Origin of the sequence: Streptomyces sp. NPDC050439 (assembly GCF_040655335.1) — a bacterium.
Lineage (GTDB): Bacteria > Actinomycetota > Actinomycetes > Streptomycetales > Streptomycetaceae > Streptomyces.
The window spans coordinates 970,796-983,415 of record NZ_JBFAJT010000002.1 but is presented as its reverse complement, the minus strand read 5'-3'; the positions used below and the strand labels follow the sequence as shown (position 1 = coordinate 983,415).

General features: G+C 71.4%; 8 protein-coding genes. 6 read left to right on the top strand and 2 right to left on the bottom strand.

The genetic code is table 11. From position 1 onward, the window contains the following. Window positions 1-41: 41 nt before the first annotated feature. Window positions 42-2,507 (bottom strand): polysaccharide lyase 8 family protein, encoded by a 2,466-nt coding sequence (locus AB0I66_RS11495; RefSeq protein WP_363207539.1) that lies wholly within the window; start codon window positions 2,505-2,507, stop codon window positions 42-44. A 234-nt stretch (window positions 2,508-2,741) separates the two neighbouring features. On the opposite strand from AB0I66_RS11495, the gene AB0I66_RS11490 reads away from it, so the two are divergent. The 6 genes from AB0I66_RS11490 (at window position 2,742) to AB0I66_RS11465 (ending at window position 11,106) form a co-directional block, all read left to right on the top strand. Beyond that, entirely contained in the window at window positions 2,742-4,223 is a 1,482-nt protein-coding gene (locus tag AB0I66_RS11490; protein WP_363207538.1) for a M1 family metallopeptidase, read from the top strand. Continuing rightward, window positions 4,220-6,454, top strand: a complete 2,235-nt coding sequence (locus AB0I66_RS11485) for a right-handed parallel beta-helix repeat-containing protein (protein WP_363207537.1) — start codon at window positions 4,220-4,222, stop codon at window positions 6,452-6,454. The genes AB0I66_RS11490 and AB0I66_RS11485 overlap by 4 nt, the downstream gene beginning before the upstream one ends. Before the next feature lie 57 nt (window positions 6,455-6,511). Beyond that, window positions 6,512-7,696 carry a Gfo/Idh/MocA family oxidoreductase gene (locus AB0I66_RS11480; protein ID WP_363207536.1) on the top strand — a complete coding sequence of 395 codons (1,185 nt, stop codon included), beginning with the start codon at window positions 6,512-6,514 and terminating at the stop codon, window positions 7,694-7,696. Window positions 7,697-7,819: 123 nt separating this feature from the next. Next, window positions 7,820-8,848, top strand: a complete 1,029-nt coding sequence (tdh, locus tag AB0I66_RS11475) for an L-threonine 3-dehydrogenase (protein WP_363207535.1) — start codon at window positions 7,820-7,822, stop codon at window positions 8,846-8,848. Between the two features lie 54 nt (window positions 8,849-8,902). After that, window positions 8,903-10,102 (top strand): glycine C-acetyltransferase, encoded by a 1,200-nt coding sequence (locus tag AB0I66_RS11470; RefSeq protein ID WP_363207534.1) that lies wholly within the window; start codon window positions 8,903-8,905, stop codon window positions 10,100-10,102. A gap of 89 nt (window positions 10,103-10,191) precedes the next feature. After that, complete coding sequence (locus AB0I66_RS11465) at window positions 10,192-11,106, top strand: LysR family transcriptional regulator (protein WP_363207533.1); 915 nt, start codon at window positions 10,192-10,194, stop codon at window positions 11,104-11,106. An 88-nt stretch (window positions 11,107-11,194) separates the two neighbouring features. Here the strand turns inward: AB0I66_RS11465 and AB0I66_RS11460 are convergent, their stop codons facing one another. Then, window positions 11,195-12,436, bottom strand: coding sequence for an RICIN domain-containing protein (locus tag AB0I66_RS11460; RefSeq protein ID WP_363207532.1), 1,242 nt, complete (start codon window positions 12,434-12,436; stop codon window positions 11,195-11,197). Window positions 12,437-12,620 lie beyond the last annotated feature (184 nt).

The window sequence follows — 12,620 nt, the reverse complement described above, 5'->3', positions numbered from 1 at the left end:
TGCTTCCTAGGGGTGGGGACTTCCGGGCGAGGGCGTGCCGGTCACCTCAGGCCTGCGGTGTGCGTGTGGCCGCGTGAACCTTCGACGCGGACGGTGACGACGGGCCGGCGCCCCGGGGTGACGGTGACCGTGTCATCGGCGCTGACCACCTTCCGTACGGGGAAGGGCAGTTCCAGGGTGACGGTGGTGCCGGTGCGGCCCGGGTCGGCCACGGCCAGCGAGACGCCGCCGCCGTCGCGCCGGACGAGCACGGTGCAGGGGCCCGACGCCGAGATCCCGGCCGCGCTGCCCGGCGCCCAGAAGTGTGCGGCGAGGAGTCCGTGGCGGCGGGCCTCGACGGCCTGAGCGGTGGCGTTGTTGGCGACGACGCGGACCGGGCGTGAGTGGGACCAGACGGCGGTCGCTGCGGCGCTCGCCCCGGGAAGGAGGACGTAGGCGTACGAGGATGACGTGGGGGAGACGCCGTGGTCGAGCCACAGGGTCAGATAGCGGCGGGTGAGGGGCGTGGTGCTGCCTCCGGTGTCCGCGCCCGTGTTGATCGCCCGCCAGGTGCCGGTCCGCTCCTCGCGCAGGGCGTTGAGGCGGGCGCCGCCCCGGCCGTGCGAAGACTGCCCGGGGTCCTCGGGGAAGACATAGCCGCCGGTGCCGTCCAGGTGGGCCCAGCGGGCGCCGGGCAGGGGCGCCGACCAGCCGGTGCGCGAGGGCTGACGCCGGCCGTCGACCGTGAGCCGCGGTGCGCCGTCCTCGTACAGATTCCGGTTCTCGACGACCGTCTCGATGGTCCGGTCGTCGCTCGCGGTGATGCCCGCACCCAGGGCGACGACCGCGTTGTCCAGGAAGAACCACGCCTTCCTGGCGCGCAGCGTGCTGCCGTCGGCGAGGAGTTCCATGGCGGCCGCGCCGAATCTCGCGTCGAGCACCGCACCGCCCGCGACGGCGTTCTTCGGCCGGTAGGTCCCCGTCCCCGCGCCCGAGCCGATGTCGGCGCGCTCGCGGGTGTCGACGGTCGTGCCCGGCAGACGGTACGGATCGACCGTCGCCCAGAAGCCGTCCCCGAACTGCCCCAGGTCGTCGCCGTCGTACAGGTAGGTCATGCCGTCGCCGGTGTACCAGCCGTGCAGGTTCTCGCCGTTGCCCGCCTCGTACGCGGCGATGCGCTTCGAGGAGAGCGAGAGCGTGAGCGCCCAGCCGGGCCGCCGGTGCACCACCCGGTCCATGTCGGCGAACGCGAAGTGCCCGGTGAGCCGGTCGGCGGCGGGTATGGCGGGGTCGTCGATGACGGCCTTGGCGCGGGCGATCGCGGGAACGCCGACCAGGCTCAGGTAGGGGTGGGACTTGTTGCGGCTGATCCATCCCTTGGCCAGCGCGCGCCAGCGATCGGTGTACGCGGCGGGGGCTCCGCCCGCCAGTTGCAGGATGTGGGACAGGGCCGCCGCGCCGTCCTTGTGATCGGGTGCTTTCTCACGGGATATGGCGCGGCCGCGCACCGCGTCCATCATCAGGCCGTCGAAGACGACCGGCGAGAACGTCCGGTCCACCGCCTCGTACAGCACGGAGGTCTTCGGATCGGTGACGGCCCACTCGGAGTCCGCGAGCAGCGCGATCAGCTGCCCCGCGCTGCCGAGCAGGACACTGCCGTACGTACCCGTGTACGCGACGGAGCCGTGCTGCACGAAGGATCCGTCCTCGTAGAAACCGTCGCCCGAAGTGACGTACGTGAACAGGCTGTTCCTGCCCTTGTCCCGGACGTCGGACAGGCCGTCGCGGGCCAGCGTCAGCGTGGCCGCGTCCCGCGCGAGCAGCCCGCGCAGCGCCACGATGACGGCCTTGTCGGCGCGGTTGGCGCCGGTCTCGGAGAGGGTCGGGGCGTTGGTGCGGCGGTCCGGGTCGGGGCAGAACTTCGCCACGGTGGAGACGTACGCCGTCAGGTCGGCCGCCGGGACCTTGTCGCCCAGCAGGACGCAGGTGTCCATCAGGGCGCGGGGCGCGCCGATCTCCCAGAACCACCAGTTGCCGGACTGGGGGCGGCCGGGGTTGTAGGCGTCGTCGTGCAGGAAACGCAGGGCCGCGAGCAGGGCGTCCGCCGCTTCGGCGCTGCCGCTGAGGGAGGTGCCGGGGGTGGCCCAGGCCGTGGCGATCGTGCGCAGGCGGGTGTAGCTCTGGCCGAAGTTGCCCGCGTCCTTCGCGGGGGAGAGGTCGGCCCACAGGGCGGTGCGGCCCGCGGACCGGTCCAGGTCCCGCCACCAGCCGGAGGCCTGGGTGTCCAGGACTTTCAGCGCCGCCGCGAAGTCCGGGTCCTCGGGGTCGAACGCGCCGCCGGTGAGCTGCGCCGCGGCACGGGCGAGCAGGGTCGCGTACGGGTCGGCTTCCGGGGAGGCGTCCGGGGCGGCCCACGCCGTGCCTCCGAGCGACGGCGCCAGCGACGGCGCGACGAGGGCGGACGCGGCACTCGCGGCGAGGAGCGTACGGCGGCTGGGACCGGTGGAGCCGGAGCTGGGCGTGCGCATGGGAACTCCCGTGAGGCGTCGGGGCATCGGAGTGTGGGGGAGCGAGCGAGCGGCGTGAGAGGCGTGAGCGATTCCGCGACAGCATGTAAGCGGTTGCTATGGAAGGGCAAGAGGGCCCGGCATCTTTCTATGTTCTTTCTGTCCTGGCCGGTCTGCGGCAGGCGCGGTCAGGGCGACCGGAGGGGGCTCCCGGGTGTTGACGGCGACAGTAAGCGATTACTACGTTGCGGCCCCATGGCTGAGAACAGGACCCGAACCGTACGTGCTCGCACCGTCCGTGCCGCGACGGCGACCGTGGCCGCGGCCGCCACTCTCGCGCTCGCCCTCCCCGCCCACGCGGCGCCCTTCGACCCGTCCCCGGGGGCGGACGGCGTCGGCGACCCGCTGTTCCCGACGCTCGGCAACGGCGGCTACGACGTCCGCCATTACGACCTCTCCTTCGACTTCACGCCGGTGACGTACGACTTCACCGGCACCATGAAGATCAAGGCGAGAGCCACCCAGAACCTGTCGTCCTTCAACCTCGACGTCGACTCCCTTGCCATCGACGCGGTCAAGGTCAACGGCAAGAGGGCTGCCTGGACGATCGCGCCCGGGCAGAGCGGCCAGGAGCTCACCGTCACCCCGGCGGGTGCCCTGCGCGACCACCGCGCCTTCGACGTCGAACTGACCTACCACGGCAACGGCAAGACGAAGCCGATCGGCCAGCCCGGCTGGCGCCACATGTCCGACGGCGGCTTCGCCTCCGCGGCCCAGGCCTCCCGCGCCGACACCTTCGCGCCGGTCAACGACCACCCCTCGGACAAGGCCACCTGGTCCTTCCACCTCACCGCCCCCGACGGCTGGACACCGGGCGCCAACGGCAATCTCACCGGAACCCGTAAGGCCACCGGGACCAAGGCCTCCGGGCCCGGCAAGACCTGGGACTTCTCCCTCAAGTCGCCCATGGCGCCCGAGCTGTTGGGGATCTCCGTCAACAAGCAGACCTATCTCTACGGCCGTGGCCCGCACGGCGTGAAGCTGCGCCACCTCGTCCCCGAGGACCGGCAGGCCAAGTACAAGCCCGTCGTCGAGGAGACCGGCGGCCAACTGGCGTGGCTGGAGAAGACTCTCGGCGTGCGCTACCCGTTCGACACGTACGGGGTGCAGATCGTGCGGGACGGCTACAGCGACGCATTGGAGAACCAGACCCTGTCGCTCTTCGGTCCATCGTGGTTCGACCGGCCCACCTACTCGACCACCATGGTCCACGAGCTGACCCACCAGTGGTTCGGTGACTCCGTCACCCCCGCGACCTGGCAGGATGCCTGGCTGAACGAAGGACCCGCCGTCTACTACGCGGCCGTGTGGGCGGACCAGAAGGGCTTCCAGCCCATCGAGGAGAAGATGCGGACCGCGTACGCCAAGCTCGACGCGGTGCGCAAGGCCGACGGGCCGCCCGGAAAGCCCACCGGGCTCGGCGGCTTCAACATCTACGACGGCGCGGCGGTCTCCCTGTACGCCCTCAACCAGCAGATCGGGGACGAGAAGTTCGGCGCCGTCATGAAGGCGTGGCTGACCGAACACCGGCACGGCAACGCCTCCACCCAGGACTTCGTCGACAACGCCGTCGAGGTCACCGGCGACGACTCGGTCGGCACCTTCCTGAACCACTGGCTGTTCGACCTCGACAACCCGCCCATGCCAGGCCACCCGGACTGGGGTGTCGCGAAGTGAGGCGCCCGCACCTGACCGCGGCGGCTGTGGCCCTCGCCGCCCTCGGTGCTGTCATCGCCCCCCAGGGTGTGGCCCAGGCCGCCCCGGGCCCCAAGGTCATTCACGCGGCCCCGCACGGCTCGGGAGAGTCCTGCACCGCCACCCGCCCCTGCACCCCGCGGGCCGCTCGTGACGCGGCCCGCACGGTGAGCGGACGGGATGTACGCATTGAACTCGGCGACGGCACATACGAGTTGAGCAAGCCGCTGAAGCTGGGCGCGGCCGACTCCGGACGTGACGGGCACACCGTCACCTGGACCGCCGCGCGCGGCGCCCGCCCCGTCCTGTCCGGCGGCAAGGCGCTGACCGGCTGGCACAAGAGCGCCGACGGCACCTGGACGGCCGATGTCCCCGAAGGGGTCACCCCGCGCCAGCTCTTCGTGGACGGGGAGCGGGCCGTGCGCGCGCGGGGCGAGGCCTGCGCGGCGAGCACCTGCGACGCGACGAAGACCGGAATGACGGGTGCCACCGCCGCCGGGATCGACACATGGCGGCGCCCCACCGGCGCGGAGGCCGTCATCAAGGTCCGCTGGCGCAACTACCACTGCCGGATTGCCTCCCTGGACGGCGACCGCATGACGTTCGCGCAGCCCTGCTGGACCAACTCCGCGAGCGGCACGAACCGTACGGGGCCGGCGTGGGACTCCACCACCGTCGACTCGGCGCGCTACTCCGGAGTGGCCTTCTTCGAGAATGCCCGCGAACTCCTGGACGAGCCGGGCGAGTTCGTGTGGGACGCCGACGCCCGCACCGTCACCTACCTTCCGCGCAAGGGCGAGGACATGCGCCACGCGCGCGTGCTCACCCCGGTGACCGAGCGGCTCATGGTCGTCGACGGCGCTCACGACGTACGCGTGCAGGGCATCGGCTTCGCCCACGCCGCGTACGGCCAACCGTCCACCGACGAGGGCTATGCGGGCACCCAGGCCGGTCTCACCCTCACCGGAGCGAGCGGCCCGGTCGACCACGCGGGCCGTCACTACACCAAGCCGAGCGCGGCACTGACGGTCCGGGGCGGTCGACATGTGACGGTCACCGGGGCCGAGTTCACCCGGCTCGGCGGCGCCGGAGTCATCTTCGAGGCGGGCACCAGGGACTCGTCGGTCACCCGCTCCCGCTTCACGGACCTGTCGTCCGGCGCCGTGTACGTCGGCGACACCGAGCCGAAGCCGGGGGCGGAACTCGCGGGGGAGCGGAACACCGTCGCCTACAACACGATCCGCCGCGCCGGAGTCGAGTACACCGACGCGGTCGGCATCTGGGCCGGGTACGAGGCCGGGCTGACCGTCGACCACAACACCCTCGACGATCTGCCCTACTCGGGGATCTCCGTCGGCTGGGGATGGAAGCAGCCCGAGGCCCAGGAGTCCGTCCTGCGGGACAATCGGATCACGGGCAACCGGATCACGAACGTGATGCGCGTCGAGCACGCCCAGCACGACGGCGGCGCCATCTACACCCAGGGAGCCCAGCCCGGCACGGTCGTCTCCGGCAACTACATCAACCGCTCCGCCCACGGGAACACCGAGCGCGACGGCAACGGCATCTACCTCGACGAGCAGTCCTCGTACATCCGCGTCGAGGGCAACGTGATCACCCGCGTCGGCTACAAGTGGGTCTCCAACTGGGCCGATTACGGCATCCGCAACCACGCGACCGGCAACTGGACCGACACCGACGCACCGGCCCTCACCGGCACCGGTTCGACCATGGAGGGCAACCACACCAAGCTCGACCGGCTGCCCGCGCGGGCACTCGCCGTGGCGGCCCGCTCGGGGGCGCACGGAGCGCCGGCCGAGCAGCTGCGCCCCGACCTCGCCCGCGCGGGCACCGCGTCCCAGTCCTCCACGGACGGTGCGGCCCCGGCGGCGTACGCGACCGACGGGGACACCTCCACCGACACCCGCACGCTGTCCGAACCGGGCGCCTGGTGGCAGGTCGACCTCGGTGAGGAGAGGCACGTGGGGCAGATCGAGGTCTGGAACAACACCTCCATGACCACGGCCGACTTCGACGTGCAGCTCGCCCGCACCGCGGACTTCTCCGACGCGACGACCCTGCGGGTCGGCGGACGAGCGCTGCGGCCCACACTCCTCGACACGGACGCGGAAGCCAGATACATAAGGATCAAGCTCACCGGCACGGGAAGCGTGGCGCTCGCCCACGTACTCGTGCACCCTGCACGTACATAGCAACACCCGCACGCGCACCGGGAATTGTGCACAGGTATCTGTACGGAAAGGCACACCATGACCGACCTCCGTCTCGGCGTCCTCGGCTACGGCCTGCGCGGTTCGCTCGCCCGCACCGCACACCGGCCGGGCGCGGGCTCCCGCGTCACCGCGCTCGCCGACCATGACGTCACCGCGCGGACGGAGGCGGCCGTGGCCTTCCCCGGCGCCCTGATATCCAGCGACCACCGCAAGGTCGTCGAGGACCCGGACGTCGACGCCGTCGTGATCCTCACCCCCGACCACACGCACGCGCGGCTCGCCTGCGAGGCGCTGCGCGAGAAGAAGCCCGTCTTCGTGGAGAAGCCCCTCGACATCGGCATCGAAGCCTGCGACGAAATCCTGCGCACCGCGTACGAGACGGGAACGCGCCTCTACGTAGGCCACAACATGCGCCACATGCCCGTGGTCAGGCTGATGCGCGACATCATCGGGCGTGGCGAGATCGGGCAGGTCAAGACGGTCTGGGTACGCCACTTCGTCGCCTACGGAGGCGACTGGTACTTCAAGGACTGGCACGCCGAACGCCGCCACACCACCAGCCTGTTGCTCCAGAAGGCAGCCCACGACATCGATGTCCTGCACTGGCTCGCCGACGGCTACACCCGCCAGGTGCAGGCCCTGGGCGACCTCATGGTCTACGGCGACAACCCGCGCCGCGAGCCGGGCGAACCCAAGACGGACGACTGGTACACCAAGGACGGCCACTGGCCGCCGCACACCCAGCGCGACCTCAACCCCGTCATCGACGTCGAGGACGTCTCCCTGGTCAACATGCGCCTCGACAACGGGGTGCTGGCCTCCTACCAGCAGTGCCACTTCACGCCCGACTACTGGCGCAACTACACCGTCATCGGTGACGCGGGCCGCCTGGAGAACTTCGGCGACGGCCCCGGCGGAGTGGTGAAGGTCTGGAACACGCGCCGCTCGGCCCACCGCCCCGAGGCCGACGCGGAGTACGCGGTGCCGGACGAGCAGGACGAGGGCGGACACGGCGGCTCCGACCCGCTGCTCATCGACGAGTTCGTACGGTTCGTGCGCGAGGGAGGCCGCACCGACACCTCGCCCGTCGCGGCCCGGATGGCGGTGGCGGCGGGCGTACGCGCCACGCAGTCGCTGCGCGACGGGGGCACGCCGCGTGAGGTGCCCGAGCTCGACCCGGAGCTGATCGCCTACTTCGAGCGGGGCCAGACCAGGGCCTGAAGGAAAGGGCCTGAAGGAAAGCTGCGGCGGCGCTTAAGAAATCCTCGATGGACCCGGGCGCCGCCGTAGGGAAGATTCCTGTGTCGTCGGGGGAAGAAGCGACGTACGACAGGAGCCGTTGCGTTGAAGGCGCTGGTCAAGGAGAAGGCGGAGCCGGGTCTCCGGCTGATGGACGTACCGGAGCCGGTCATCGGCCACGGGGACGTCCTGATCAAGGTGCTGCGCACCGGGATCTGCGGGACCGATCTGCACATCCGGGCCTGGGACGGCTGGGCGCAGCAGGCGATCGAGGCGCCGCTGGTCGTCGGACACGAGTTCGTCGGCGAGGTCGTGGAGACCGGCCGGGACGTCGCCGACATCAAGATCGGTGACCGGGTCAGCGGCGAGGGCCACCTGGTCTGCGGCAAGTGCCGCAACTGTCAGGCGGGCCGCCGCCACCTGTGCCGCGCCACGGTGGGCCTCGGCGTCGGCAGGGACGGGGCGTTCGCGGAGTTCGTCGCGCTGCCCGCCTCGAACGTGTGGGTGCACCGCGTTCCCGTGGACCTCGACGTCGCCGCGATCTTCGACCCGTTCGGCAACGCGGTGCACACCGCGCTGTCCTTCCCGCTGGTCGGCGAGGACGTCCTGATCACCGGCGCGGGGCCGATCGGCCTGATGGCCGCGGCCGTGGCCCGGCACGCGGGCGCCCGCAACGTCGTCGTCACGGACGTCAGCGAGGAGCGCCTGGAGCTCGCCCGCAAGGTCGGCGCGAGCCTGGCACTGAACGTCGCCGAGACCTCGATCACCGAGGGGCAGCGCGAGCTCGGCCTGCGCGAGGGCTTCGACGTCGGCCTGGAGATGTCCGGCAACCCCGTCGCGATGCGCGACATGCTCGCCAACATGACCCACGGCGGCAAGATCGCCATGCTCGGTCTGCCGGCCGAGGAGTTCGCCGTCGACTGGTCCCGGATCGTCACCTCCATGATCACCATCAAGGGCATCTACGGCCGCGAGATGTTCGAGACCTGGTACTCCATGTCCGTGCTGCTCGAAGGCGGCCTAGACCTCGCCCCCGTGATCACCGGACGCTACGGCCACCGTGACTTCGAGGCGGCCTTCGACGACGCGGCGAGCGGCCGCGGCGGCAAGGTCATCCTCGACTGGACCGTCTGAACCCTGCCCCCGCCCGACCTGCCGCCCCTGCCTCAGCTGCCGAAGGAACCCAGCATGTTCGACTCCGTACGCGACGACCTGCGCACCACCCTCGACGAGATCCGCGCCGCCGGACTGCACAAGCCCGAGCGCGTCATCGGCACCCCGCAGTCCGCCACGGTCGCCGTCACCGCGGGAGGCCGCCCCGGCGAGGTCCTCAACTTCTGCGCGAACAACTACCTCGGCCTCGCCGACCACCCCGAGGTGATCGCCGCCGCGCACGAGGCCCTGGACCGCTGGGGTTACGGCATGGCGTCCGTGCGCTTCATCTGCGGCACGCAGGAGGTGCACAAGGAGCTGGAGGGGCGCCTGTCCGCGTTCCTCGGCCAGGAGGACACGATCCTCTACTCGTCCTGCTTCGACGCCAACGGCGGAGTCTTCGAGACGCTGCTCGGCGCCGAGGACGCGGTCATCTCCGACGCGCTCAACCACGCCTCGATCATCGACGGCATCCGACTGAGCAAGGCCCGCCGCTTCCGGTACGCCAACCGCGACATGGCGGACCTGGAGCAGCAGCTGAAGGAGGCATCCGAGGGCGGCGCGCGCCGGAAGCTCATCGTCACCGACGGCGTCTTCTCCATGGACGGGTACGTCGCCCCGCTGCGGGAGATCTGCGACCTCGCCGAGCGTTACGACGCCATGGTGATGGTCGACGACTCGCACGCCGTCGGCTTCGTGGGACCCGGCGGACGCGGCACGCCCGAACTGCACGGCGTCATGGACCGCGTCGACATCATCACGGGCACCCTCGGCAAGGCGCTCGGCGGGGCCTCCGGCGGCTATGTCGCCGCCCGCGCGGAGATCGTCGCGCTCCTTCGCCAGCGCTCGCGCCCGTACCTCTTCTCGAACACGCTCGCCCCCGTCATCGCGGCGGCCTCGCTCAAGGTCATCGACCTCCTGGAGTCGGCGGGCGACCTGCGCGAGCGGCTCGCCGCGAACACGGCGCTCTTCCGCTCGCGGATGACCGAGGAGGGCTTCGACATCCTGCCGGGCGACCACGCGATCGCCCCGGTGATGATCGGCGACGCCTCGGTCGCGGGCCGGATGGCCGAGCTGCTCCTGGAGCGCGGCGTGTACGTGATCGGCTTCTCGTACCCGGTGGTGCCGCAGGGCGCGGCCCGCATCCGCGTCCAGCTGTCGGCGGCGCACTCCACGGAGGACGTGAACCGCGCGGTGGACGCCTTCGTGGCGGCACGGGCGGAGCTGGACGCCTGAGAGCGCCCGGGGCGGGCGCCCGCGGTGGCTGATGGGCTTGGCCGGACCAGTGGTGTCGGTGGGTTCCGTGGTGCGGGACAATCGACCCCATGATCGAAGCGCGGCGGCTGCACATCCTCCGTGCGGTGGCCGACCACCGCACGGTCACGGCCGCTGCCGCCGCGCTCTATCTCACGCCGTCCGCGGTCTCCCAGCAGCTGACCGCCCTGGAGCAGGAGACGGGCCACCGGCTGGTCGAGCGGGGCGCCCGCGGGGTCAGGCTGACCCCGGCGGGCGAGATCCTGCTCTCCCACACGAACGCGGTCCTCGCCCAGCTGGAACGGGCCGAGGCGGAACTCGCCGCGTACAGCTCGGGCGCGGCGGGGACGGTGACCGTGGCGTCCTTCGCCACGGGGATCGGCCTGGTCGTCGGCCCCGCCCTCGCGCGCCTCGCGACCCTCGCGCCCGGCATCCGGGTGCGGGTCCAGGACGCGGAGGGCGACGCGAGCCTGCCGATGGTGCTCGACCGGCAGGTGGACGTCGCCGTGGCGGTGGAGTACCGGGGCGCACCGGGCGCGGACGACCCGCGGCTGACGCGCGTCCCGCTCTACGCGGAGCCGTTCGACGCGGTGCTCCCGGAGGCACATCGCCTGGCGGCGGCGGAGCGGGTGCCGCTCGCGGAGCTCGCCAAGGACGCGTGGATCGGCCCCTTCGTCGGCAACCCCTGCCATGACGTGGTGATACTCGCCTGCGAGGCGGCGGGCTTCCAGCCGCTGCTCGAACACTGGTCGGACGATTTCCGCGCGGTGGTCGCCCTGGCATCGGCGGGGGCGGGCGTGGCGCTCGTGCCCCGCTCGGCGCTGCGGGGCATGGATGTCTCGGGCGTGGTGATCCGCCCGGTGGAGGGTGTCGCTCCCACCCGCCGGGTGTTCGCGGCGGTGCGGTGCGGGGCGGAGGAGCATCCGCTGATCCGTCCGGTGCTCGACGCACTGGGGGAAGCGGCGGGAGCCGACCTCACGGCTTAGGGCCCTTCTGATGGATCTCCGTCAGAAGGGCCCTAGGTGCGGCATGGTCCCGCCGACGGTGGGGCCGACGGGACCGGGCGCTACACCCTTACATCCAGAGGCCGTCGAGGAACGGGTAGGCCTCGGTCAGCCTGGCCGGGCCCTGGATGAGCTTGTCCTCGGAGACGACGACGAACTCGTCGCCCTTGGTGAGGAAGTAGTGCGCCGTGGAGTCCGAGACGGCCGTGGCCGCCGCGTCCGGCCCGAACCCGAAGGCGTCGGGTGCGGCCGTCAGCAGGAACTGCTGGTGGGACGAGCCACGCGCCAGATCCACCTTGGTGGGGTCCATGGTGACGCTGTCCTTGCGGCCGAAGATCACGAGCCTGCCGCGCTCGGTGCCGAAGCCGGTGACGTCGCACAGCTCGCCGACCGCCTGTACGAGGCCGGGGTGCAGCATGGCCTCCGCGTCGTGGACGGGGCCGTGGCTCTTGTCGGAGAACTCGATGGCCTGGTCCCGTGTGAAGCCCAGATAGGTGTGACCGCTGCGCTTGGCGGCCGGGCCCACGGCGTCGAAACCGTCGCGGAAGGGCTTGGGCAGATGCGGGAACTGCTCGGCGATCTTCCGTGGGCCCGCCTCGATGCCGCGCCGCTTGGAGAAGCGGATGAACTCGTCACGGCGGAAGCCCTCGAAGCGTACGTAGGGCGCGTCGCTGTCCGGGATCGACTTGGCCGCCGCCTCGAAGATCCCGCCGCCCGCGTCCAGCGCCTGCTTGGCCGCGCCGCTCAGGGAGCCGAGAACCGAGCCGAGGATGCCGCCGCCGGCGGAGACCACGGTGGCCGTCAGCGCGTCGAACGCCGTGGTCTCGCCCCGGCTCGGCACCCGCTCCAGGCGCCACTGCTGGGCGATGCGGGCGCCCGCGGAGGGCTTGGCCGCCTGCTCCAGGGGCACGTCCGGCATGTTGCTGTCGTCCTCGACGGACAGCAGGTGGCCGCTGTTCACGTTGACCAGCGTGTACCGGTCGTCGCCGGCCGCGACCGGCCGCCACAGCTGGGAATCCAGCAGATCCTGCCGGGTCTCCGCCGGGCACTGCTGCACCGGCGAGCCCGCGCGGCCACGGCCGGTCATGATGTCCATGCGCATGGTGCTGTGCACGCTCTGCAGCGTCCAGGCGCCCTCCTTGGCGGCACTGGGCCGCAGATGCCACAACTGGCTGTTCCGGGCGGTTCCTTGCGGGTGCAGCTCCTGCTGCACGACCGGGGCGCTCTGTGCGGTCTTGGCCCCCCGCACTCCCGCGTACAGCCCGCTCGCCTCGTTCTTGAGCAGGTAGATCCCCTCGGACAACGCAGACATTGCCAACCTCCGTGGAAGACGGACAGTGATCCCCCGCGTGTGCGCCTCACAGAGTAGGAGCTGCGCCCGATTGCCGATACGGGCGGATTTCGGCTGCTATTTACCCCTCAATCAAGGGGAGTTGGCGGGGGTGAGTGTGGGGGGATCGGCCCAGGTGGCGTCGAGTGCGGGTGTGGGTGGACCT